This window comes from Salinisphaera sp. C84B14 (genome assembly GCF_040361435.1).
GTDB lineage: Bacteria > Pseudomonadota > Gammaproteobacteria > Nevskiales > Salinisphaeraceae > Salinisphaera.
Window position 1 is genome coordinate 24,252 of sequence record NZ_APNL01000001.1, and the last position, 23,512, is coordinate 47,763.

The 23,512-nt window shown below is 63.5% G+C and carries 26 protein-coding genes; 11 read left to right on the plus strand and 15 right to left on the minus strand.

The window, feature by feature from the left end; all coding sequences use genetic code 11:
- Positions 1-9: 9 nt before the first annotated feature.
- Complete coding sequence (locus C84B14_RS00115; RefSeq protein ID WP_353221353.1) at positions 10-825, minus strand: GGDEF domain-containing protein; 816 nt, start codon at positions 823-825, stop codon at positions 10-12.
- A 287-nt stretch (positions 826-1,112) separates the two neighbouring features.
- On the minus strand, positions 1,113-1,769 hold the full coding sequence (locus tag C84B14_RS00120) for a YoaK family protein (RefSeq protein WP_353221354.1): 657 nt from the start codon (positions 1,767-1,769) through the stop codon (positions 1,113-1,115).
- A 354-nt stretch (positions 1,770-2,123) separates the two neighbouring features.
- Between C84B14_RS00120 and C84B14_RS00125 the strand changes: the two genes are divergently transcribed.
- Both C84B14_RS00125 and C84B14_RS00130 read left to right on the plus strand, forming a co-directional pair.
- A complete protein-coding gene (locus tag C84B14_RS00125; RefSeq protein ID WP_348767913.1) occupies positions 2,124-2,687 on the plus strand; it encodes a manganese efflux pump MntP in 564 nt (187 codons plus the stop codon).
- A gap of 291 nt (positions 2,688-2,978) precedes the next feature.
- A complete protein-coding gene (locus C84B14_RS00130) occupies positions 2,979-3,803 on the plus strand; it encodes a DUF72 domain-containing protein (protein WP_353221355.1) in 825 nt (274 codons plus the stop codon).
- A gap of 15 nt (positions 3,804-3,818) precedes the next feature.
- Here the strand turns inward: C84B14_RS00130 and C84B14_RS00135 are convergent, their stop codons facing one another.
- From C84B14_RS00135 to C84B14_RS00145, 3 genes are all read right to left on the minus strand, one after another.
- Positions 3,819-5,507: a SulP family inorganic anion transporter gene (locus tag C84B14_RS00135; protein WP_353221356.1), complete on the minus strand. Its 1,689-nt coding sequence runs from the start codon at positions 5,505-5,507 to the stop codon at positions 3,819-3,821.
- A 295-nt stretch (positions 5,508-5,802) separates the two neighbouring features.
- On the minus strand, positions 5,803-6,810 hold the full coding sequence (locus C84B14_RS00140; protein ID WP_353221357.1) for an NADP-dependent oxidoreductase: 1,008 nt from the start codon (positions 6,808-6,810) through the stop codon (positions 5,803-5,805).
- 120 nt (positions 6,811-6,930) lie between these two features.
- The gene (locus C84B14_RS00145) at positions 6,931-7,719 is read right to left on the minus strand and encodes a thioesterase family protein (RefSeq protein WP_353221358.1); all 789 of its coding nucleotides are present in this window, start codon (positions 7,717-7,719) and stop codon (positions 6,931-6,933) included.
- A gap of 113 nt (positions 7,720-7,832) precedes the next feature.
- On the opposite strand from C84B14_RS00145, the gene C84B14_RS00150 reads away from it, so the two are divergent.
- The 3 genes from C84B14_RS00150 to C84B14_RS00160 all read left to right on the plus strand — a co-directional run bounded on the left by C84B14_RS00150 (position 7,833) and on the right by C84B14_RS00160 (position 11,189).
- Positions 7,833-8,801 carry a YihY/virulence factor BrkB family protein gene (locus C84B14_RS00150; protein ID WP_353221359.1) on the plus strand — a complete coding sequence of 323 codons (969 nt, stop codon included), beginning with the start codon at positions 7,833-7,835 and terminating at the stop codon, positions 8,799-8,801.
- A 93-nt stretch (positions 8,802-8,894) separates the two neighbouring features.
- Positions 8,895-10,079: an acyl-CoA dehydrogenase family protein gene (locus C84B14_RS00155; RefSeq protein ID WP_353221360.1), complete on the plus strand. Its 1,185-nt coding sequence runs from the start codon at positions 8,895-8,897 to the stop codon at positions 10,077-10,079.
- Positions 10,080-10,091: 12 nt separating this feature from the next.
- Complete coding sequence (locus C84B14_RS00160; protein ID WP_353221361.1) at positions 10,092-11,189, plus strand: acyl-CoA dehydrogenase family protein; 1,098 nt, start codon at positions 10,092-10,094, stop codon at positions 11,187-11,189.
- Between the two features lie 114 nt (positions 11,190-11,303).
- On the opposite strand, the gene C84B14_RS00165 is transcribed toward C84B14_RS00160, so the two are convergent.
- The 6 genes from C84B14_RS00165 to C84B14_RS00190 form a co-directional block, all read right to left on the minus strand.
- Positions 11,304-11,726, minus strand: coding sequence for an EF-hand domain-containing protein (locus C84B14_RS00165; protein ID WP_348767214.1), 423 nt, complete (start codon positions 11,724-11,726; stop codon positions 11,304-11,306).
- A 78-nt stretch (positions 11,727-11,804) separates the two neighbouring features.
- Positions 11,805-12,464 carry a DUF799 domain-containing protein gene (locus C84B14_RS00170; protein ID WP_348767215.1) on the minus strand — a complete coding sequence of 220 codons (660 nt, stop codon included), beginning with the start codon at positions 12,462-12,464 and terminating at the stop codon, positions 11,805-11,807.
- Between the two features lie 3 nt (positions 12,465-12,467).
- Positions 12,468-12,845, minus strand: a complete 378-nt coding sequence (locus tag C84B14_RS00175) for a DUF4810 domain-containing protein (RefSeq protein ID WP_353221362.1) — start codon at positions 12,843-12,845, stop codon at positions 12,468-12,470.
- A gap of 2 nt (positions 12,846-12,847) precedes the next feature.
- Positions 12,848-13,534, minus strand: coding sequence for a CsgG/HfaB family protein (locus C84B14_RS00180; protein ID WP_353221363.1), 687 nt, complete (start codon positions 13,532-13,534; stop codon positions 12,848-12,850).
- A gap of 502 nt (positions 13,535-14,036) precedes the next feature.
- Complete coding sequence (gene rsgA, locus C84B14_RS00185; RefSeq protein ID WP_491731206.1) at positions 14,037-15,134, minus strand: ribosome small subunit-dependent GTPase A; 1,098 nt, start codon at positions 15,132-15,134, stop codon at positions 14,037-14,039.
- A gap of 64 nt (positions 15,135-15,198) precedes the next feature.
- Positions 15,199-15,753, minus strand: coding sequence for a DUF2058 family protein (locus tag C84B14_RS00190; RefSeq protein ID WP_348767218.1), 555 nt, complete (start codon positions 15,751-15,753; stop codon positions 15,199-15,201).
- A 180-nt stretch (positions 15,754-15,933) separates the two neighbouring features.
- Here C84B14_RS00190 and C84B14_RS00195 point away from each other — a divergent pair, with 180 nt between their 5' ends.
- A complete protein-coding gene (locus tag C84B14_RS00195; protein WP_348767219.1) occupies positions 15,934-16,689 on the plus strand; it encodes an MBL fold metallo-hydrolase in 756 nt (251 codons plus the stop codon).
- Between the two features lie 23 nt (positions 16,690-16,712).
- On the opposite strand, the gene C84B14_RS00200 is transcribed toward C84B14_RS00195, so the two are convergent.
- Positions 16,713-18,155 (minus strand): sensor domain-containing diguanylate cyclase, encoded by a 1,443-nt coding sequence (locus tag C84B14_RS00200; RefSeq protein ID WP_353221364.1) that lies wholly within the window; start codon positions 18,153-18,155, stop codon positions 16,713-16,715.
- A 263-nt stretch (positions 18,156-18,418) separates the two neighbouring features.
- Between C84B14_RS00200 and C84B14_RS00205 the strand changes: the two genes are divergently transcribed.
- Positions 18,419-18,778 (plus strand): hypothetical protein, encoded by a 360-nt coding sequence (locus C84B14_RS00205; RefSeq protein WP_348767221.1) that lies wholly within the window; start codon positions 18,419-18,421, stop codon positions 18,776-18,778.
- A 229-nt stretch (positions 18,779-19,007) separates the two neighbouring features.
- Positions 19,008-19,439 (plus strand): 3D domain-containing protein, encoded by a 432-nt coding sequence (locus C84B14_RS00210; RefSeq protein WP_348767222.1) that lies wholly within the window; start codon positions 19,008-19,010, stop codon positions 19,437-19,439.
- Positions 19,440-19,448: 9 nt separating this feature from the next.
- Here C84B14_RS00210 and C84B14_RS00215 read toward each other — a convergent pair whose 3' ends face one another.
- A complete protein-coding gene (locus tag C84B14_RS00215) occupies positions 19,449-20,210 on the minus strand; it encodes an ABC transporter permease (RefSeq protein ID WP_348767223.1) in 762 nt (253 codons plus the stop codon).
- The gene (locus C84B14_RS00220) at positions 20,207-21,157 is read right to left on the minus strand and encodes an ABC transporter ATP-binding protein (RefSeq protein ID WP_348767224.1); all 951 of its coding nucleotides are present in this window, start codon (positions 21,155-21,157) and stop codon (positions 20,207-20,209) included. The genes C84B14_RS00215 and C84B14_RS00220 overlap by 4 nt, the downstream gene beginning before the upstream one ends.
- Before the next feature lie 180 nt (positions 21,158-21,337).
- Here C84B14_RS00220 and C84B14_RS00225 point away from each other — a divergent pair, with 180 nt between their 5' ends.
- The 3 genes from C84B14_RS00225 (at position 21,338) to C84B14_RS00235 (ending at position 22,692) form a co-directional block, all read left to right on the plus strand.
- A complete protein-coding gene (locus C84B14_RS00225; RefSeq protein WP_353221365.1) occupies positions 21,338-21,709 on the plus strand; it encodes a VOC family protein in 372 nt (123 codons plus the stop codon).
- Positions 21,710-21,740: 31 nt separating this feature from the next.
- Positions 21,741-22,271: a cytochrome b gene (locus tag C84B14_RS00230; protein ID WP_353221366.1), complete on the plus strand. Its 531-nt coding sequence runs from the start codon at positions 21,741-21,743 to the stop codon at positions 22,269-22,271.
- A 235-nt stretch (positions 22,272-22,506) separates the two neighbouring features.
- Positions 22,507-22,692, plus strand: a complete 186-nt coding sequence (locus C84B14_RS00235) for a CsbD family protein (protein ID WP_348767227.1) — start codon at positions 22,507-22,509, stop codon at positions 22,690-22,692.
- A gap of 366 nt (positions 22,693-23,058) precedes the next feature.
- Here C84B14_RS00235 and C84B14_RS00240 read toward each other — a convergent pair whose 3' ends face one another.
- The gene (locus C84B14_RS00240) at positions 23,059-23,430 is read right to left on the minus strand and encodes a hypothetical protein (RefSeq protein WP_353221367.1); all 372 of its coding nucleotides are present in this window, start codon (positions 23,428-23,430) and stop codon (positions 23,059-23,061) included.
- Between the last annotated feature and the right edge of the window lie 82 nt (positions 23,431-23,512).

Here is a 23,512-nt window from a genome sequence, read left to right on the forward strand (position 1 = left end):
CGCAGCGCTTTATGCCGCGGGTGCCAGATGAATCCTGTTACGGCCCGCATTCTTGGCTTCATAGACCGCCTGATCGGCGTGATCGATGAGCGTGGTGATCTGGCTGTTGCGGGCGTTGTCGGCCGTGGCCACGCCGATGCTCAGCGTGATGTAGAGCGTGTGCTCGCCGACGGTGATCGGGGTACGCTGGATATGTTCACGCAGGGCTTCGGCGATATCGCGTGCGTCGGCCGGCGGCGTGTTGTAAAGCAGGCCCGCAAATTCTTCGCCGCCGAAGCGGTACAACAGGCCACGTGCCGACAGCTGCCCGTCGATCGCCTCGGCCACGCGGCAGAGAATGATGTCTCCGATGCGATGGCCGTAGGTGTCGTTCACGCGTTTGAAATGATCGATGTCGATGAACAGCAGGGCCACGGCGGTATCGGTCTGCAACTGGTGGACGGCGGCTTCGAACAGCGCACGCCGGTTGGGTAGATCGGTCAGTTCGTCGGTGCGTGCGAGTCGATACAACGCGTGTTCGGCTTCGTCGAGACGTTTGATCAGCGACAGCAGCGCGACCATCATCGCGGGCATGATCGTGAGGGAACAGGCAAGCGCGATCAGGTAGCCGATCGCGCCGTGCCGCAGGCCGGCCAGTTCCAGGCTGACGCCGGTGACCGCAAAGGCAATAAGGGTCGAGGCGAACGTGAAGATGGCCGTGCCTTTCCAGACGCCGACGCGGCGTACGAACGAGCGTAGCCGCCCCGACGGCGCGTGCTGATGCGAAACGAGGCGGCGGCCCGGCCGCGAATGTGCCGGTGAGCGATTACGACAAGGTGCAAACACGGTCATTCATAAGGTATGGAACCGCCCGGCTGATACGGGCTTCTATCGGCTTAGAACTCGCCTAGCTTGAAAGTGGCACTGATTAAAGTGGCACTGATTATCGTGCCAACGTCGCGCGAATGCTAGGGAAAATCGTACCAAATCCTTTGGGTTGCGCTGAGTGGGCGCCGATTACGGTTGGCCGCAAACGCGCCGCCACGGCGCCCGCAGCTTGACCTGCCCCTGAGCAGTCGCTGCGCCTTGTAGTTCCCTGGCAGCGACCTCGAAGTCGAGCCGCAAGGCGTTGATCAGAGCTTCGGGTTCGCGTCGGCACCGATATAGCGGTGCGCCGCGACGCCGAGTGCAGCCGCGGCCAGAGCAGCGAACCACAGGCCGTCCAGGCCGATACGGTTATAGACGGCCGCCCCGACCAGCGTGCCGACCACCAGGCCAAGCCATAGCAGCAGGTACCAGGCCCATGCGAAACGATCGCCCTGGCCGAGCAGGGCCGAGGTCACGCGCTGGCCGAGCTTGACCAGCGTGCCGGTCATATAAGTCAGCCCGATGGTGACTTCGCCATTGCGTTCGAACACGGTGTTCTCTGCCCCCATGGCCAGGGCCATGAACATGACCGCCAGCGAGCTCATGCCGGCGTCGTTAGAGATCGCGGCCGCGCACAGCAGCACCGTTACAAGCGCGACCACGGCGCTCGGGCGGCGACTGCGCGCGACCTGGCCGGTGAGCGTGCCCAGCACCACGCCGGCCACGAACAGGCCGATCAGCATCGCCGGCAGGGCGGCCTTCGACCAGGCGCTTTCCAGCCCCACGCCCAGCCGTGTGGAGTTCCCGCTCATGAACGACACGAAGTAGCCGCCCAGCGCGATGAAGCCCATCGCATCGACATAGCCCGACAGCGACGTCAGGCCGGCAGCAATCACACGTTCGCGGCGGCGGTAGCTGATCACGTTGGCAGGTACGTTGGCGACGACAGGCCGCCGATTTTGCGGTGTCCACCATACGAGCACAACATCGCCGCGAGTGCCGGGCGCCTGTCCGGCCTGCCCGGCCCGCCCGTTGGCGCCGGCTGCGCAGCTCACACAGCCACAGGGCCAGCCGGGCGACCGCCATGCCTCCGGCTGATCAGCCCAGGGTCAACTCGATAGGGTGCAAACACATGAAAATGGGTGGATTATCCTGTTCGCTTGCCGGGTTTGAGCATGGGCTGAATATCTGGGTATAGCGCAAATTATTGTTTTTAATCGGTTTTGAGCTAGTCTGACGTCCCGATTGCACAGCCGTTCGAAACAGCGGGATCGCTGATGTCACTCCTTACGTCATTTTCGCTGGGGCTGAGCCTGTCGATGGATGCCTTTGCTGCGTCCGTGACTCAGGGCGCGCTTCAACGGCGCACCCCGGTTGCCGAAGCGGTACGCGTCGCGTTCTATTTCGGTGCCCTCGAGGCGTTGTTGCCGCTGATCGGCTGGACGCTGGGCCTGGTGCTGGGATCGGTCATCGCAGCGGTCGACCACTGGATTGCGTTCGTCTTGTTGCTGGGTATCGGCACGAAGATGATCTATGAGGCGGTCCGTCCGGATACGAAAAGCGCGCCGGACGAACCTGCCAGTGGCGGCCGCATGCTGCTATTGGCCCTGGGAACGAGTATCGATGCCGCAGCGGTCGGCATGCCGTTGTTGGTGCTCGGCGTGCCGATCCTGCCTGCTGTGTTCATTATCGGCGCCACCACATTTGCGATGACCTGCCTGGGCTTCATGCTCGGCGGCCTTGCCGGCAAACGTGTGCCACGCTATGCGGAAGGCGTCGGCGGCTTCGTGCTGATCGGTATTGGCACGGCGATACTGTTCGAGCATATCGGTCTGCTCTAGCGCCTGTTAACGCTAACGCCAATCGTCGCGTTGCCTTGCGCAAATTCGCCCGGCAAGGCGCGAGCAGAGATGCTGGGTGAGCCAAATGAACGACGCGCAACGCTGCATGGTGGATTTCGGGACGCAACCCGTCGGCACGCGGATCCCCTGCGTAACTATTCGAGGCGCGCAGTCCGGCATTGCCGCTGGCTCATGTCGCAAACCGACAGCACGCCCGCGACGTATTGTCTTGCACAAAAATGGTTCGCGGCGCGGCGATTTCGCTCGCGTCGACAGGCCCTTGGCTGGGCCGTGACAGAGCAACCGAACGCCACCATCCGTGCCGGCATCGGCGGCTGGACCTACAAGCCCTGGCGGGGAACGTTTTACCCGGACGCTCTTGCCCAGAAAAACGAGCTTGCCTATGCGGCGGAAAAGCTCGCGACGATCGAAGTCAACGGCACCTACTACCGCACCCAGCAGCCCGCCACCTTCGCACGCTGGGCAGAGGCCGTGCCCGACGGCTTCGCGTTCTCGCTCAAGGCGCCGCGTTATGTGGTCAACCGCAAGCGCCTGGACGAGGCCGGTGAGGGCATTGCCCGGTTCGTGAACTCGGGGCTGTCCGCGCTGGGTGATCGGCTTGGTCCGATTCTGTGGCAGCTGCCGCCGACCAAGACCTTCCAGGCCGAGGAATTCGCCGCCTTTCTCGATCTGCTTCCGGCGACGGTCGACGGGCTCGCTCTACGTCATGCCGTCGAGCTGCGCCACGACAGTTTTGCCTGTGCCGATGCGGTGAATCTCTGCCGCGAGGCGAGGGTGGCGATCGTCTATGCCGATAGCGACGACTATCCGGCCATCGCCGATCCCACCGCGGATTTCGTCTATGCGCGTCTGCAGCGTGGCGACAACGCAATCGAAACCGGCTACTCGGCGGCCGCACTCGCAGCCTGGGCGACGCGTCTGAGCAGCTGGGCGCGGGGCGATTTACCCAAGGATCTGGCCTACGTCGGCCAGGGCCATGTTCAGAGCGCCGGCAAAGACGGACAGTCGCGCGATGTCTTTGCCTATTTCATCCGCGAAGGCAAGGTTCGTGCGCCACAGGCGGCGATGGCCCTGCAGCAGCGCGTCGCCGGCTGAGCGCAAGCGCGGTGCTTACCGCTGGAGGGTTCGCCAGGCGTCGTAGGTGCTCAAAAACACGCCACCGGTCATGCCCTTGAGAAACGCGGTCTGTTGCAGGCGGTCCATGACCGGGCCCTTGACCTCGGCCAGATGCAGGCGCACGCCGTGCTGGCCAAGCTTGTCGCTGATCAGCTCCAGGCTTTCCAGCGCCGAATAGTCGATGAAGTTCACCGCCGGACACATGAGCACCAGATCGGTCAGTTCGGGCTGGCTGGCGCGAATCTCGTCGACGACCTGCTCGAAAAATCGGGCGTTGCCGAAATACAGGCTTTCGTCGATGCGCAGAATGGTCAGGTGCGGGGCGGTTTTTACCCCGTGACGACGCACGTTGCGAAAATGCTCGGAGTTCGGCATGAGCCCGACCACCGCGTAGTGCGGTTTCGACGTGCGATAGATATAGATAACCAGCGACAGCGCGACGCCGGTCATCAGGCCGCCGCTGACCCCCAGAACCAGGGTGACTCCGAACGTCGCCAGCCAGGCGAAGCCGTCCGGGCGGCAGTAGCGCCAGGCGCTGAAAAACGAGCTGGGGCTGAGCAGGCTCTGGATGGCCACCACGATAATGCTCGAAAGCGCGACCAGCGGCAGATAGGCGAGCATGGGCATGAGGAAAAGCGCGCTCAAGGCCACGGCCACTGCGGTGAGCGCGCCCGCGGCGCGGGTGCGTGCGCCGGCTTCGTCGTTGACCACCGAGCGCGACAGGCTCGCACTCACGGGGAAGGCACCCGACAGCGCCGAGGCGATATTGGCGCCGCCAAGGCCGACCAGCTCGCGATTTGGCGCAATCCGCTCGTTGCGCGGGCCGGCCAGGGTCTGGGCCATCGACACCGACTCGGCGAAAGTGACGATGCTGATCAGCAGCGCCGGTAGCCATAAATAGGTTAATGACGCCCAGGGCGGCAGCGGCAGCGAGAGTGAAGGCAGCCCCGCGGTTACCGTGCCCACGGTGGCAATGCCGTGGTCGTGCAGGTCATAGACCGCGCTCGCGGCGGTGGTTGCCAGCACCAGCAGGATCGGGCCGGTACGTCCGAGCAGTCGCGCGCTCGCTGGCGGAATGCCGAGCCTTGAGAGCGCGCCCGCCAGATAGCCCCGTGTGACCACCAGCCAGGCCAGGCAAATACCGGCCAGCAGCACGGTCGCCGGCTGGATGGCGTCGTGTTCCTGCCAGAGTGCCTGGGCGATGGTCCAGAGCGTCTGGCCGCGGGCCTGGACACCCAGCAGCCGACCGAACTGGCTGGCAGCGATCAGCACGCCGGAGGCGGCGATAAAGCCGTAGATGACCGGGCGGCTGAGAAAATTGATCAGAAAGCCCAGCCGCAGCACGCCCATGGCCACCAGGATCGCGCCCGACAACAGGGCGAGGGTAATAGCGGCGGTGACGCTATCGATATCGGTCTGGGCCGACACCTGGCCGGCGGCGGCCGCGGTCATGATCGATACCACCGCGAACGGGCCCACGGCGAGCGTACGACTGCGCCCGAACACGGCATAGGCCACCAGCGGCAGCATGCTGGCATAGAGCCCGGTTTCAGGCGGCATGCCGGCGAGCAGGGCATAGGCCAGCGCCTGGGGAATGAGCAGGGCGGTGACCACCGTTGCGGCCACCAGATCGGCCGTGAAGGCGCTTCGATCGTAGTTCGGCAACGCGCGCGGCCCCAACAATGAACGCAGCCTGTGGGTCAGCCGGCTCACGGGCGTGCGCGGCCTGTCGCTCGATGTTTGCCACGGGTCGGTTGGTCGGTCATGCAAGCAGATAGCGTGGCTGTCTGCGCAACTCTAGCTCGACTGGCACTGCTTGACGAGCTTGCCTGGCGCCGGCGATGGGCCGGTGTGTGCTCTGGTTTGCCAAGTGGCGCGCGCTTGGGCCGTGTGGTAATGGTAGCCGTTCACACGCAACGCGGCTTGGCATCAGTCGCCCCGAAGCGCATACGGCTTCGGGGCGAATTCAGGCCGGATACTAGACCTTGAGCACCAGCTTGCCGAAGTTGCTGCCTTCAAAGAGCTTGAGCAGCGTCTCGGGGAAATTCTCGAAGCCTTCGACGATATCCTCGCGATGCTTGATCTTGCCATCGGACAGCCAGCCGGCCAGCGCCTTGGCGGCTTCGCCGTAGCGATCGGCATAGTCGAACACCACGAAGCCTTCCATACGGGCACGGTTGACCAGCAGCGACATGTAGTTCTTGGGCGCGTACATGCCGTCGGTGGCGTTGTACTGCGAGATCGCGCCACAGATCACGATACGGCCGTTGAGGGCGAGGTTGGCGAGGGCGAAGTCCAGAATCTCGCCGCCGACGTTGTCGAAGAACACGTCGATGCCCTTGGGGCAGTGTTCTTTCATCGCCTTGTAGACGTTTTCGTTCTTGTAGTCGATGGCCGCGTCGAAGCCGAGTTCATCGGTGACGTAGCTGCACTTCTCGCTGCCGCCGGCAATACCGACCACGCGTGCGCCCTTGAGCTTGGCGATCTGGCCGACCAGCGCGCCCACCGCGCCGGAGGCCGCCGAGACCACCACGGTTTCGCCTTCGGCCACGCCGCCGACATCCAGCAGGCCGAAATAAGCGGTCATGCCGGGCATGCCCAGCACGCCCAGATAGGCCGGCAGTTCGGCCAGGCGGGTATCGACCTTGCGGGCGTCCTTGCCGGCCACCACGGCATGAGTCTGTACCCCGAAGTTGCCGGATACCTTGTCGCCTTCGGCGAAGTCGGCGTGGTTGGATTTGAGTACCGTGCCGGCGGTGCCCGCGCGCATGACTTCACCGATTTCCACCGGCTTGATATAGGACTTGCCGGCGTTCATCCAGCCACGCATGGCCGGATCCAGCGAAATGTATTCGACAGCAACGAGGATCTCGTCGTTGCCGGGCTCGGCGACGGCTTCGCTGACCAGTTCCCAATCGCTCTTCTTGGGCAGGCCCTGGGGCCGTTCGGCGAGACGAAACTGGCGATTCTGATCGGTCGAACTCATGGCAGTACCGTGGTTTGAACAAATAAGTGCAATGCACCTTAGAAGCTCGTACGCGTGGCGGCAAGCAAAATCGAACGTTCGTTCGATGTCTTGTGTGCAACCGGATCGGCGGTGCCGAGGCTAGCGCTTGCGAATCAACAGATTCTGATGGGCCATGCCGATACGCCCGCTTGTGTCGTAGAGCGTGGAACTGCTCAGGCCCACGCCGTTGGGCTGGGCGACGGTCTGCGCATCCACGCCGATCCATTCGCCCACCGGCGCCCGGTGCAGATAGACGGTCAGATCGGTATTGGTGAACAGATAGTCGTCAAAGGGCAGCACCCAGCTCAGGCCGTTGCCGAAGTCCGCCGCGGCCGCGGCGCGCATGGCAGCACTCGTTTCGACGCCTTCGACAAGCGCTACGCGCGGACGAAACCAGGCCGCCGCGGGGCCGGCTTCGCGGGTGCTGCCGGTGGCCACGCGAATCTCCATGGCCTGATCGTGAAAGAACGCGCCGGTGGGCATGCCGGGCGTTTCGAATTGGGCGCTGCATTGCTCGGGTGCGGGCGTGAGTGGATCCGAGCGCGTGTCGGGTACGACGACCTGTTGCTCGCGCAGCATCAGGGCAATGGCACGGCCTACCACGGCGCCGTCGTGCTCGAGCTCCAGTGTGATCCGGCGCGCGCTGCGGCCGCGGCTGGCCTCGGCATGGACCTGCAGGGCGGCCAGCGGCACCGGCCGGCTCAGCTCAAACGTCAGGCGCGCGAGCACGAATTCGTGGCCGGCGTTCTGTTCGGCCACATGCGCGAGCAATGCGGCCGGCGCGCCGCCGTGCAGGGCCCGCGCGTCCCAGGGGCCGCGGGCCAGATCCGTGGCGACGAAATAGTCGCCGTCGCGCTGAAAAACCGATCGTGCCGTGTCGTTGGCCATTTCGCCTGATACCGATATTCAAGGATTCGAAGGCCGGTTATGCTGCCATGATTATCCTTGGCCATGGCGGTCCGGGCCCGCTTCACGTCACGCCCTCGCCAACGAACTCGCCTATGTCCGATCGCGATCCCGCCCCACGGCCTGACGGCGTAGCCAATGCCCGGGGCCCGGTACAAATCGGCTGGCGCGGCTGGTGGCAGATCGTGCGCCGAGTCAGCCGCGAGTTCAGCCGTCACGATATGACCATCACCGCGGCGGGCGTGTCGTTTCTGGCCCTGTTCGCCGTGTTTTCGGCACTGGCTGCGTTCGTCGCGTTTTACGGCTTGATCGCCGATCCGCAGGCGATGGTCAAGGATATGCAGGCGCTGCGCGGCTTTGTACCGGCCGACGTGGTGCTCTCGCTGGTCGATCAGATGCAGTCGGTCTCCAGCCGCTCGTTGACCAAGCTGGTGACGGCCGGCGCGTTCAGTCTCGTGGTGGCGGTGTGGTGTGCCCAGCAGGGGGTCGCTGCGCTGTTGCTGGCGCTCGACACGGCTTACCATGAAGACAGCGACCGCGGCACCTGGTGGCGGCTGTTCAAATCATTGTTCGTGGCGATCGGGGTGATCGTGGGGCTGATGTGCACCGCCATTCTGGCGATCGGGCTGCCGGTGACCGCATCGCGGCTGGGCTGGAGCCTGTGGCAGGTGGAAGCGGTACGGGCGGCCGGCATGGCGGTGGGCGGGCTGATTCTACTGTTCGGTCTGGCGGCCCTGTATCGCTGGGCACCGGACCGGCGGCCGCCGCGCTGGCGCTGGGTGGGTGCCGGTGCCAGCGTTGTGGTCGCGTTCTGGACGGTGGGGTCGCTGGCGTTTTCGTGGTTCATGGCCTATTCGAACTCGTACACCGCCTTGTATGGCTCGCTCAGCGCGGTCGTGATGCTGCTTACGCTGATCTATGTGACGGTCGTGACCGTGCTCGTGGGCGCTGAATTCAACGCCCAGATGGAATATCAGGTCGAAGAAGATACAACCGTGCACGCCCCGCGGCCGGCGGGCCAGCGCGGGGCCCATATGGCCGACCATTCGGCCCGGTCGCGGTAACAATCGCTACCACGTGAACGGTTGACCGGTCGCCATGGCGGTCAGATACTTCGGTTTCACGAAACTTCGTTTCACAAATAAAAAAGGTGATGCATGCGCGATATGGAGGCGTTCAGGGCCGAGGTTCGGTCCTGGCTGGAAGACAATTGCCCGGAGGAGATGCGCCAGCCGCTGGCCTCCGACAAGGAGCATGTCTGGGGCGGCCGACAGTGGGAGTTCTCCTCCGAGGCGCAGCGGCTCTGGTTCGAGCGCATGGTCGAGAAAGGCTGGACCGCGCCGGCCTGGCCGGTGGAATACGGCGGCGGCATGACGCCAGCGGAGCACGACGTATTCAAGGCCGAAATGAAGCGTATCAACGCGCGCAGCCCGGTCAGCAACTTCGGTTTCTGGATGCTGGGCCCGGCGCTGCTGAAGTTCGGTTCGGAAGAACAGAAGCGCGAGCATCTGCCGGCCATCGCCCGGGGCGAAATCCGCTGGTGCCAGGGCTATTCCGAACCCAATGCGGGCTCGGATCTGGCCAGCCTTAAAACGTCGGCGGAAATCGACGGGGACCATTTCGTGGTCAACGGCCGCAAGATCTGGACGTCCTATGCCGACCGGGCGGACAAGATGTTCTGCCTCGTGCGTACCGATCCGGATGCCAAGAAGCAGGCCGGCATCTCCTTCATCCTGCTGGATATGGAGAGCAAGGGCGTATCGACCCGGCCGATCCAGCTGATCTCGGGTGAGTCGCCGTTCTGCGAAACCTTCTTCGACGACGTGCGCGTGCCGCGCGCCAATCTGGTGGGTGAGCTCAACCAGGGCTGGACGATCGCCAAGTATCTGCTCACCCATGAGCGCGACAACATCGGCGGCGAACCGCCGGGTCTGCTCAAGGGGCGCGATCTGGCGAAGATGGCGCTGGAGGCGGTCGGCACGGACGAGGCCGGGCGGCTGGACGATCCGATGTTGCGTGCCGATATCGCCCGCCTGGAAATCGATGCGATGGCGTTTCGTGCGCTGGTCGAGCATACCCGTGCCAAGGCCGAGGCCGGCGAAGGCGTGGGCGCGCGCTCGGCCATGCTCAAGTACTACGGCACCGAGCTCAACAAGCGCCGCTACAACCTGATGATGGATGCCATGGGCGGCCAGGGCCTGGAATGGGAGAGCGAACGCACGAATGGCGGACGCTATGCCCGCGAATGGCTGCGTTCCAAAGGCAACTCGATCGAAGGCGGTACCTCGGAGATCATGCTCGGCATCATCTCCTCCGCCGTTCTCGAACTTCCCAAAGGCTAGCGAGGCATCCCCATGATATTGAATGAAGAACAGCAGATGCTCGCGGATCTGGCCGAGCGTATTTTTGCCGACAAGGCCAGCGTGGACACGCTGCGCGCCATTCGCGGCGGCAGCCACGGCCAGGATTACGATCACGAGCTCTGGCAGGCGATGGTCGAATCGGGCCTGACCGGGATTCTGGTGCCGGAAGACCAGGGCGGTATGGATTTCGGTCTGGTGAGCGCGGGCCTGGTGGCACGTGAAGTTGGCCGCCGCCTGGCCCTGACGCCGTTTCTGTCGACGGCGGTACTGGGTGCGATCGCGATCGGCCGGGGCGGCAACGCCGACCAGAAAAGCCGTTGGCTGGGTTCGATTGCCAGCGGTGAGCTGATAGTGGCGCTGGCGCTCGACGAAAGTGCCAAGCATCGCCCGGAACGCGTGGCCACCGAAGCCCAATCAGCGGGCGACGGCTACACGATCAGCGGTGCCAAGACGCTCGTGCTCGATGCCGTCAACGCCGACGTGCTGCTGGTAAGCGCGATGCTCGACGGCACGCCGCGCCTGTTCGCAGTCGAAACAGGCGATGCCGGCGTGGCGACAACGCCGGTGGTGTCGCTGGATACGCGCAGCATGGCCGACGTACGATTCGAAGACGCGAAAGCCGAGCTGCTCGACGGCGATGCGAACGCCTTGGATGCGGTGCTCGACGCCGGTCGTGCGATTCTGGCCATGGAGCTGGTGGGTCTGGCACGCGCCGTGTTCGAACGCACGCTCACGTATCTGTCCGAGCGCAAGCAGTTCGGTCAGCGCATCGGTTCGTTTCAGGCGCTCCAGCACCGTGCCGCGCATCTGTCGGTGGATATCGAAATTAGCGAAGCCATGGCCTTCCAGGCACTGGCAGCGTTCGATGCCGGCGCGGACGATGCCTCGCTGCAAATCCTGGCGGCCAAGGCCCGGGCAGCGGAGACCGCGCGGCTGGCCAGTGCCGAAGGCGTGCAGATGCATGGCGGCATGGGCATGACCGATGAGTTCGATATCGGCTTTTTCATGAAGCGTGCGCGCGCGGCCAGCGAGCTGTTCGGCGATGCCAACTTCTGTACCGAGCGGTTCGCCCGGGCGAAGGGTTACTGAGGCAGCGCCTTCGTAACCGCGGCAACGAAGCCGCCGGTCTAACGCCGGCGGCTTCGTTCGTTTAGGGCGACGCCCCGTTCCTTGGCCGGCCCCTTGAAGCCTTTACAGGCCGGTTCAGTTGCCGGATTGAATACCGGTGCCCTTGACCCGTTCCATGGTGCCGTCGGGAAAAACCAGGATCGTCTCGCCGCCCGAGGCCGACGGACCGATTACGCCGCCGCTGGCCAGCGCCTGCATGCCGGCTTCGAACTGTTCGAGCGTGATGCCGCTGCCCGCGCTCTCACTCGACCCGCCTTCAATGGTCGCAGACGTATCGAAGGAGTCGTAGAGCGCCCCGATCGTATAGTCGGCCTCGGCTTCACTGCGGCTGAGCAGGCCGTCGCCGTTACGGTCGAGTTGCCGGAATTTTTCCGATATCTCGATATCGCCGGTGCCATCGGCACGCGCGGCATCGATATCGGCCGCCGTCGATTCGGCGGCCACGGACGTGCTCGCCAGCAGGGCGAGCGACAGGGTAGTGGCAATTCGGATGAGCATGGCGTTTGCGTGGTTCAAGCCAGCCATCAATTTAGCCTGCGGCACGCGGCCATGCCATGGCCGCGTGCAAGTTCGTGACTACTGGCGACGCGGGTCGGTGACGTGTTCGGGGTTGTAAGGCCCCAGCGGCAGGCCATCGCTCTGGTCGGCCACCATATTGACGTTGGCCATGCGCGAGACCTCGCGGGTGCGATCGGCGCTGGTATCCACGATCTGTTCGACCACGGCCACGATCACCGCGGCCAGCAGGCCGCCCTGGTTGTTGTTGGAGCCTTCGATCGCGCGCGCCTTGCCGTCCCAGAGCAGGGTGCCGGTCTGGGTATCGATCAGACGCAGCGATACGTCCACCGTGGTATCCGACGACAGCACGTGGAATTTCTGGCCCCAGTCCTCGATCGTGGCATAGAGCACCGCATCGGGGCCGATCACTTCGTCGATCTTGTTCAGCGGCACCGACTGCATTTCGGCCGGTTCCGACAGCCCGTTTTCCTTCATGAACGCGTCTACGACCGCCACCGGGTAGACGTAGTAGCCGGCCTCGGCGAGCGGGCGCGTGACCGTGGACAGATACACATAGGGCGCGTTGACTTCCACCGAGTTATTGATCGGCGGCAGCACCAGGATCGAACGCGGCGGGTCGGCGCGATAGGCCGAGTAGTCGTAGCCGGGGGATGTGGCACAGCCGGTCGCCAGAAGCGACGCGGCGATGAGGCCAAGCAGTGCGAGATAGCGGCGCATCGGTCAGCTCCCCTTCTGGATACGTTCGATGAACGTGGTCATGAACGCCGAGGATTCGGGGTAGAGCTGGCGCTCGATCGCGAACTGTTCTGCCGCGCCGGCTTCGTTGCCCTGCATGTAGTTCATATAGCCCAGCTGGGCATGCACGCCCGGCGGCACCCGTTTGCCTTCGGCTTCACTGCGCTCGATATCGGCACGCAGCTTTTGTGCCTGCACACCGGGTTCGGCCTCGCCCGGCTTCATGTACATCGCATAAACCAGGTTTTCGTATTCGCCCCAGCGATAGAGTGGTTCCGGTTGGGTGACACAGCCGACCAGCAGCAGGGCACCTGCAAGCGCTGCGAGGCCGCTGTGACGCACGAATCGTGTATGCCTTTTCATGCTTAGCGAACCGGCGACCAGGCGCCGTTTTCCATGCCCTGGGTCAGGTTGTTGACGGCTTCGGTGATGGCGAAGTTAAGCACCTTGCCGTTGAGCGTGGCGTCGTAGCCGGCGGTGCCGCCAAAGCCGGCCACCTGGCGGTTGCTCAGTTCGTATTCGCCGGCGCCCTGCACGGAGTAGATGATTTCCGAGGTGGTGACATCGACTACGTTGAGCGCGACCTTGGCGTAGGCCACCTGGGTCTTGCCGGCACCGAGAATGCCGAACAGCTGCATGTCGCCGGTGGTGCGACGGCCGAACTCGGTCACGTCACCGGTGATCGCCACCTGGGCGCCTTTCAGGGTTTGCTGCGTGCCGCTGATCTTGGCCTCCTGGGCGATCTGGGCCATGTTGTCGCGATCGACCACGGCAAAGCGGTTGGTCTGCTGCAGATGGGTCTTGAGGATGGTCTTGGCCTGGCTGCCGAGCCGGTCGGTGCCATCGCTGAACAGTCCCTGGCGATAGGTCGAGCGGTTCTGGAAGTTGCCCACCACCAGAACATAGCGCGGGCCGTTGTAGGCGGTGCCGTAGCTGGCCACCGTTTCCGGCTGGATGCTGCGATGCGACTCGGTAGCACAGCCACCCAGCAACAACAGCCCGATGACGAGCACGCCGAATACGCGCGCCCGCGCAGAAAAACGATCAAGCATGATGTATCCCCCAAGTGGGTACGCGCGCTGTGTTACGCGGGCGATCCCGATTTGCCGTTTAGCATGCTCCGCACAACCTGCCACGGTCGCGGCGGGTGCTTTGCGCGCAATTGACAAGCAAGTGAGAGCGTCGCGTGCCCAAGCCAAAAACAAGTTGCACGGTAGCGAACACTGACACCGGTCAAGCGCGCAAAGCATTGGCCGCTCAGCGGTTAGGCCTCACAGATGCCGCTGCAAGGCGTCTGTGAGACTCGAACGCGAACCGCGAGAAGTAATGCAGAGCTTCCCCAACAAGCCGGCGATCGTTAAGACGATCTCGGCCTGCGCCGCACTATAGAACGTTTGTACCGTACCCCCGCAACCGCGCTACGTGAATTGAGGCCCTACAGGCGTCCGGCCCATATGGAAACAATGGCTTGCGCGAAGCGTTCGGGGGCGAGCAGCCAAGATGCGCATTCGAACCTGCCGAAGGCGGCCGATAACGCGCATTACCGCGTCGCAGTCAGCGCGATCGTTTGCCGCGCTTGCCGGCGCCGGTCGGCTTTTTTGCACCGCCGGGCGTACGCGTGGCGCGCAGGGCGAGCTGGTCGGCCGCCTGGGCGATCTCGCCGCGCAGCTTTTCGTAGTTCGCAAATCGAGCGGCGTCGAGCTGGCCGGCGTCGATCGCGGCGCGAACCGCACAGCCGGGCTCGCCCACATGACGGCAATCGCGAAAGCGACAGTGCGTGGCCAGTGCTTCGATATCGGCAAAGCCGTCCTCGACCAGATCCTCCTCGCCGGTGGGCTTGAGCTCGCGCATGCCGGGCGTGTCGATCAGACAGGCGCCGGCCGTGAGCGGGATGAGCGCGCGGTGGGTCGTGGTATGCCGGCCGCGCGAATCGCTGGCCCGTACTGCGCCGGTCTTCATGGTCTGAGTGCCGGTCAGGCCGTTGGTGAGCGTCGACTTGCCGACCCCGGAGCTGCCCACGAGCACGGCCGTGATGCCGGGCGCCAGCCAGCGCTGCAGGGCACCCACGCTGGCCGGATCAGTGGCGTCGAGCGTGCACACATCGACGTCCAGAGTCGCCAGCGCTGCCTTTGCGTTTTCCACGGCCCCGGGTTCGCGTGCCTCGGCGATATCGGTTTTCGTGAGCACTACCACCGGGCGCGCGCCGCCGCGTACCAGCAGCAGATAGCGTTCGATACGGCGCGGGTTGAAGTCGCCGTCGAGGCTGGAAACAACGAATACGACATCGATGTTCGCGGCGATGATCTGTTGGCCGTAGTGCTTGCCGGCGCTGCTTCGCTTGATGGTGCTGCGCCGCGGCAGAAGGGCAACGGCCTGGGCGTGGGTATCGTCGCCGCCGCTCACGAGCAGCCAGTCGCCCACCGCCGGGCGTTGCTCCGAGGGCAGGCGTGGTCGTTGCCAGTCGGGCAGGGATTCGACCGCATAGCTGTTGTCGATGTCTTCCGCGACGATATAGCCGCTGCGGTGCTGTTCGACCACGCGGGCCGGTCTTGCCGCGGGGTGTTCTGCCAGCAGGTCGGCCCAGGCGCCGTCTGCGGCCCGGCTTGCAAACGGCCAACCGATACGGCGCAGGGCGTCCACGTCAGCCGGCATCAACAGGCGCCGCCCAGCGCAGGCGAGGCGGCGTGCCGGCTTGCGATACGCAGCGCGGCCATGGCTACCACATCAGATCGTCGGGCACCTGGTAGTCGGCATAGGGATCGTCGGGGTCGGGCGTGTCATCGGCGGGTGTGGCAAGCCAGATGCGGTTGGGGATTAACGGCTGCAGCCGCTCGGCCACGTCCGCGTTCACCAGCGACGTCTTGCCCTGGTACCGCACGATTGCCATGCGGCCTGCGGCCAGAGCCTTGCGCTGCGTATCGCTGACCATGAGCCGCTTGATCTTGCCGTTGACGTTGTAGTTGTAGGCCACGGCCTGGTCGTTGTCGCCTTCGGCTGCGACCCGGTTGCGTTCGATGATCTGCACCGCTTTTTGCTGGCGCTCCTGGGCCTCGCGCTGGGCCTTTCGCTGTTCGTTCAGGCGCCGGTCGTAGTCGCGCTTGCCGGCTTCCTTGGCCGAAATCTCGCGGGCGAGCTGGTCTTGCTCCTTGGCCTTCTTCGGGTCGCGCCGGGCGGCCTGCGCTTCGCGGGTCTTGTCGCGGCGGGCCTTCTTGGCCTGCTTGGGCTTGGCCAGACCGGCTTGCAGCAGCTGTTCCTGCAGGGATTTCGACATCTTGCGTCTCGATACGAGCATGCGTGGCTATACTCACATTCTATCGAAGCCGGGCGCTGCTGCGCAGCCGTCGGTCAGCCAACCCTGTGTCGTAGCGATGCGAGTTCGGCCGCGCAAGGCATTTGTGGCAAGCGTCGGATTTGGCGCTACGCTGTCTGTCCGTGCACCGCAGGGGAATCCATGAAAACGTTCGTATCGATACTGTCAGCCGCCGCGCTCGCCCTGGCGACCACTGCATGGGCCGCGCCTGAAGGCGAGACGCTGGTGGCCACCGCTGATGGCGACGTCACCCTCTATCGCATTCAGCATGCCAGCTTCGTGCTCGACTGGAATGGACAGACGATCTACGTGGATCCGACCCAGGGCGCCGAGGCCTATGCCGGGCTGCCGACCGCGGATATCGTGCTGCTCACCCATGGCCATGGCGATCACCTGGACCCGCAGACGCTGAACGGGCTGGATCTGCGCCAGGCGATCGTGGTCATGCCACAGGCCGTGGCCGACGAGGTCGGCGAACGCTACGGCCATGCACAAACGATCATGGACAACGGCGAGAAGGTGCATACCGATGCCGGCGTGGGTATTCATGCAGTGCCCATGTACAACCTGCCGCCCAGCGCCGACGCCTACCACCCTAAGGGTTGGGGCAACGGCTATGTGCTGACCCTGGCCGACAAGCGCGTTTATATCTCGGGCGATACGCAGGGCATCGAGGAAATGCGGGACCTGAAGGATATCGACGTGGCCTTCGTCTGCATGAACCTGCCCTACACCATGGACGTCGAAGAGGCAGCGGATGCGGTAGCTGACTTTGCGCCGGCCGTGGTCTATCCCTATCACTATCGCGGCCAGGACACCGAGCGTTTTCGCGAGCTGGTCAACCGGCGCGAGCCGGCGACCGAGGTTCGCCTACGCGACTGGTATAAGCCGCTCTAGGGTCTATCTCGCGACGAAAGGCACTAGGCTTTGGCCACCTGATCGCGGCCGTCCCGTTTGGCGGTATACATCGCCAGATCCGCACGTGCGACGAGCGAGCGAAGCTCTTCGCCCGGCTCGTACTCGGCTGCGCCCACGCTGATCGTGCATTCGATGCTCTCCTGTCCGGGGCGCACGGCACGGCTGGCTACGGCAGCACGCATGGCGTCGGCCACGTGCAGGGCGTTGGACAAGGTGCAATCGACGAGCAGAATGAGAAATTCGTCGCCGCCCCAGCGACACAGCGTATCGGTATCGCGTAGATGCGCTCGGCAGGTATCGGCCAGCGAATAGAGGACGAGGTCGCCGGCCGCATGCCCGTACGCGTCGTTGATGTGCTTGAAGTGGTCGATATCGATGGCCAGCAGCGACAATGGCGACTGGTTGCGCAGCGCGTTCTTGCGCGCCTGATCGAAGATGGCCTCGAAAACCCGGCGCGTGGTACAGCCGGTCAAGGGGTCGGTGCCGGCCATCTGTTCCAGGCTCATCTGATAATTGCGCACCGCGAACCAGCCGATCGCGCCCACCAGGGCGGCAATGGCGATGGCAATGCCGATATTGAGCAGCAACGCACCCAGTACGCGTGCCTCGGCCGAGGACTGGGCCTGCTCGACGATCAGATACCAGTCGAATTCCGGAATCAGGCGGCTGTTGACGTACACACGCCGGCCTTGAGCGCTCTCGTAGCTTACCGAGGCGCTGGGCGTGGCGAGGATCGTGGTGGCGATATGGCTCATGCCAGCGCGTTCACGTAGATTCTCGGCGCCCTCGAAACGCGGGCCACGCAGGGTGACGCGGCCTTCGCGGTCGGTCAGATAGATTTCTCGGGCATAGCGGGTCTGATAACTGGCGATCAGCTTGGCAACCGAGTCAACGGACAGCCCGATGCCGGTCACGCCGATGAACCGGTTTTGGTAGTCGGTTACCCGATAGTTGAGAAAGATGGTCAGGCGGCTTGGATCGGCGGTGTCGGTATCGACATTGATTTCGTAGGGCGTGTTCAGCTCGCGCGTACGAAAGTACCAGGCGTCCTGAGGGTCGTCGGCCGAAACCTGCTTGAGAACGCCGTCGGCGTGGTAGTAGTTGCGCGTCTGTTCCGATACGTAGAAGGCCGTGGTCGTGTCGTACTTGTTCTGGATCTCACGCAGATAGCGCACGATCTTGTCGGGGCCGGCTTCGCCGTCGAGGGTCCAGTCGCGTAGCAGCGTGTCGTGTGCCATGAGCGACGAAATAAGCACCGAGCGCAGCAGGTCCTGCTCGATTTCGGAATAAATGTTATCGCTGGTCAGCGGCAGCGTTTCCTCGGCGATATGATCGTTGACCGAATCGCTGGCCAGAAAATAGCTGATCACGCTGGTTGCGATAAAACCGAATACGAGCGCGCCGGCCAGTGCGACCGCCAGATAGACTTTCTTTTGAGCCAGCATTGTTCTTTCTGGGAGTAGGGCGGTGGGCCGTGGGCCGCTGAGGCGGTCAGGAGACTTTATCGCCGCATCGGTTCGCCGCGATTAGCTTAATCAGTTGTTTGCGCCTTGGGTAGCGCGAGACGCTTGTCGGCGTGTCGTGCCTGGCTTATACCGTTGTTATCGGCCCCGCATCACGATGTCTGCATGCGGGATTAGTAATCATGTTCATGGTTTTGAAGATACCGATGAAAACAGTTGGATTGTCGATCGGACGACGTGTCCGAATGGCCTGTGTTTCGTTCGTTGTAGTGGCTTTCCTGGCCGCCTGTTCGGGTGCGCCCGATGCCGGTGACGTACAGCCGCTGCTGGAAACACAGGTGCGCGCAAGCCTGGAAAACGCCCAGTCGGCGATGCGGGCGTTGGGGGGTGAATCCGGCGTCGAGTTCATGCGCGCCATGGGTGCGCCGAATCCGGATGACATCCATATCGAGAACGTCGAGATTCTGGAATCGCGTGAACTCGAGCACCAAGACTATGAGCTGCAGCTGCGCTACGACATCGTGGCCGGCGACAATCGCAAGGTCGAAACCACGACCGTGCGCGTCAACGAAGGCGATAACGGCTGGCGTTTATTGCCCGATTGATGTCGGCAAACAACCCGCAGAACACGGTTCGCTTCGCCCTCGGGGCTGGCGTCGGCGGGTTGTTTGAAAGATGTCAAAAAACCGCCTTACGACAGTCATATAGCGCGCATCGGCGACGCGTACTCTGCATCCGGTGCATGAGCCATAGCGGCTATCTTGCTGAGAACATGGTACTAATGGGGTGATTTCACTGGCGTTACACTCGTGTGGCGCTTCGATGGAGGCCTCGATGAAAGAGACGTTTTCGCACGCTTCACGCTGGCGCTGGCTGGGCAGCATCGCCCTGGCCATGGCGGTTGGGGGCACGACGCCCGTGTATGCCGACAGCGCCGCGAACTGGGAAACCCTCGAAGTCACGGCCACGTCGTTCACCCTTGCCGAAGAAGAAACCAAGCAGGGCAACATCGGCCTGACCGCCTTCGGCGAACAGCTCGAGCCCGGCGACAAGGCGATCGCCGTATCCCGCGATCTCATTCGACTGGGCCTGACCCATGGCACCAAAGTCCGCGTCGAAGGCCTGCCCGGCACCTATACCGTGCAGGACAAGATGCACCGACGCTGGCGCAACAAGATCGATATCCTCTTCGCCAAGCGCAAGCGCGCGCTGAAATGGGGCCGCAAGAATATCGAGATCCAGTATCTGGTCGCCGACGCGAATTGATCGGACGTCTCAGGACTTCAGGCGATAACCGGTTTTGAAGATCCAGGCGACGACCAGCAGGCAGGCGGCCAGAAAGACGCCGATCATGCCCAGGCTCACAAACACGTTGACGTCGGCCACGTCGTAAAAGCTCCAGCGAAAACCGGACACCAGATAGACCACCGGGTTGAGCAGGGTGATCTTCTGCCAAATCGCCGGCAGCATATCGATTGAATAGAAGGTCCCGCCCAGAAAGGTCAGCGGGGTGACGATCAGCAGCGGCACGATCTGCAGCTTTTCGAAGTTGTCGGCCCAGATACCGATGATGAAGCCAAACAGGCTGAAGGTGATGGCGGTGAGCGCCAGGAACACCAGCATCATGAACGGGTGGGCGATGCTGATATCCACGAAGAAAAACGACGTGCCGAGGATGATCAGCCCGAGCGCGGCCGATTTGGTGGCGGCCGCGCCTACGTAGCTGATCACGATTTCCACATAGGAAACCGGCGCGGACAGCAGTTCATAGACAGTGCCGATGAACTTGGGGAAATAGATCGCGAACGAGGCGTTGGAAATGCTCTGCGTCATCAGCGACAGCATGATCAGCCCGGGCACGATGAACGCGCCGTAGCTCACGCCCTGTATTTCGTCGATCCGTGAGCCAATGGCCGAGCCGAACACCACGAAGTACAGCGAGGTGGATATCACCGGCGAAACCACGCTCTGGAACAGCGTGCGCCAGGTGCGGGCCATTTCGAACTTGTAGATGGCGGCAATGGCATGGATGTTCATGCGTCGTTCCTTGTGCTCTCGGTCGTTGGCGCCTTCACAAGATCCACGAAGATCTCCTCCAGCGAGCTGTGCTTGGTGTCCACATCGCGCAACCGCAGTCCGGCGCGGTCCAGATCCCGAAACAGCGAGTTGACGCCGGTGCGCTTGTCGTTGGCGTTGTAGGTATAGATCAGGGCCCGCCCGGCATCGGCGAGCTCGAGATCATGCGCGGACAGCGCCTCCGGCACCTGCTCGATTGCCTGTTCGAGCTGCAGGGTCAGGCGTTTCTCGCCGAGCTTGGTCATCAGTTCGCTCTTGCGTTCGACCAGCACGATTTCGCCTGCGTTGATCACGCCGATACGGTCGGCCATCTGTTCGGCTTCTTCCAGATAGTGGGTGGTGAGGATGATGGTCACCCCGTGTTCGCGCAGCGATCGCACCACCTCCCACATGCTGCGCCGAAGTTCCACGTCAACGCCCGCGGTAGGTTCGTCGAGAAACAGAATGCGCGGTTCGTGCGACAGGGCCTTGGCGATCATGACCCGGCGCTTCATGCCGCCAGACAGGGTCATGAGCATGTTGTCCCGTTTGTCCCAGAGCGACAGGTCCTTGAGCACCTTCTCGATATGCGCCGGATTCTTGGGCTTGCCGAACAGCCCGCGGGAAAAGCTCACCGTGGCCCAGACCGTTTCGAAGGCGTCGGTGGTCAGCTCCTGGGGTACGAGGCCGATCAGCGAGCGCGCTGCGCGATAGTCGGTGATGATGTCATGGCCGGCGGCTTCGACCGTGCCGCCGCTGGGATTGACGATGCCGCAGATCACGTTGATCAGCGTGGTCTTGCCGGCGCCGTTCGGCCCGAGCAGGGCGAAAATATCGCCGTCCGGAATATCCAGGTCGATGCCCTTGAGCGCCCGAAAGCCCGAGTCGTAGCGCTTTTCGAGATTGCGAATCGATATGATCGAAGCCAACGTGACAGTCCTTTTCGTGGGCCGGCCGCATCCGGCCTGGGCAAAAGCGGTGTCGAGGCAAAGCGCGTAGGTTACGGCGCTGCGCGCACAAGGCAAATTGCGCCAGCGCGAACGATACCGCTATCGCCACGCAAGCTCGTGTACGCTCGCATGGCGTATGAACGACAACTGGAGAATCGAATGATCGGCTATGTGACCCTGGGCGTGAGCGACATGACCCGAGCCAAGGCGTTCTACTCGAAGCTGCTCGCCGACATGGATGCCCGCGTGCTGATGGATATGGGGCGCATCTGCTTCATCGGCAAGAAGATGAGCGAGCCCATGCTCGCGGTATGCATTCCCTACGATGAACAGCCGCATGACCCCGGCAACGGCAATATGGTTGCATTCCATCCCGGCTCCAAGACCGCCGTGGATACGATCTATCACCAGGCGATCGAACTGGGTGCGAGCTGCGACGGCGAGCCGGGCCAGCGTATTCCCGATCAGTTCTATGGCGCCTATGTGCGCGACCCGGACGGTAACAAGATCTGCTTCTATCACTTTGGCTGATGTGCCGGGCGCTACCCGGGCGGAGGTGCATATGATTTCGTCCCCCTCGGCCACGGGTTTTCATCCTGTTGCGCGGGCGTTTCACTGGCTGGTGGCGATTCTGGTCTTCGCAGTGTGGCCGCTGGGCAAGGTCATATCCTTCGTGCGAGACGATGCCAAGACCGGGTTCTATCTCTGGCATGAATCGCTCGGCTTTCTGGTGCTGTGGTTGATGCTGGCCCGGCTTTGCGTGCGCTTTCTCACGCAAACGCCGGGGCACGGCGATATGCCGCGTGCCCAGGCCTGGCTTGCCGATACCGTGCAGTGGTCGCTCTATCTCGCGCTGATCGCGATGCCCATCAGCGGGTTTCTGGCGACCAACGCCCACGGATTTCCGCTTGACTGGTTTGGCGTGCTGCCGGTGGCCAGCCCGATCGGCAAGTCGCCGGAGATTGCGCCCCTGCTGTCGGCGATCCACTACTGGTTGAGCTGGGCCACGCTGGCGCTTGTCGTCTTGCATCTCGCCGGCGTGCTTTTTCACCGCGTGATTCTGGGGGATCGCACGCTCGACCGCATGATTTGAGACTCGCTTTCGCCTGCCTGAACGAATCGCGCGTGTTGTCCGTAGTTAACCGGATACTGCCGTACCCATATCGGCCCCAATGTATCTGTACACGCACGACATCGTGCGTGGCGCGGCAACACTGCCGCCGGATGCATCCACGGCTCGCGAGTTTCGATGGCGGCTCGGGTGTATTCGAGAATCCAACCTGCCGGTAGGGCTCAAGCAGTCGACCGGCTCATCAAGGAGTATTTCCATGGTTGATGATGATCGCAAGCAGGGTACAGCCGACCGTGTCAAAGGTGCCGTCAAGGAAGGCATCGGCAAGGTCACCGGCGACGAACAGAAAGAAGCCGAAGGCAAGGCCCAGCGCAAGACGGGCAAGGTTCAGGACAAGGTAGGCCAGGCCAAGGACAAGGTTCGGGACAAGCTCAAGGACTAGAACCTCTCGCGGATCGCGTTCGAGTCCTCACAGACGGTGCGGCAAGGCGTCCAGGCGCAGCGCCTGCCTTATTGGCAGGTCAAGCCTGGCAACGCAGTCGCGGCGTCTGTGAGGCCGGACCCCTTGCGGGCCGGGGCTTTGCGCACGCTTGAACAGCGTCAGTGTTCGCTACCGTGCCACTTGTTATCGGCTTGGGCACGCTACGCTCTCACTTGTCTGTCAATCGCGCGCAAAGCACGCCGGCGCGACCGCGACAGGTTGTGAAGAGCTTCCCTGGCCATTCCCTGACCAGGCCCGTTCTCGAACATGGCGCGCCGGGGGCCTCCTCGGCGCGTTTTTTTTGCGGCTAGGGCTTGTTAGCAGGCGCTAGTCGGAGCTGCCCTCGAAAGCCCGCCGGCGCTGTTCGATCTTGTCGCTGAGCGGGCGCGAGTCGGACTCAAACTGGCTGCGTCGCGTCTCAAGCGAATTCGCTCGCGCGGCGTTGCTGTTGGTTACCCCGTTGGAATAGCCGGTGCTCCCGGATATGCCCAGGTTGGTACGCCGGTCGCCGCCGTCGATGACCGACATATTGCCGGAGCCGGGCGTGCCGCTGTCGCCGCCGATCGCACGTTCGCTGCCGCTGATGGCGCGATCGCTTCCGGTAATAGCGCGCTGGGATCCCGTGATCGCGCGTTCTGCCAGGGCCGTGCCGGCAAAGCCGAGCAAGACGCAGGTGAGAGCGACAATACGTATGTTCATGTGGAACTCCGGACCCGCAGGGGCCAGTATGAGAGTGGCTCCCCCCCCCCCCCTGCCCCCGCCCGCGCCCCCCCGCCGATGG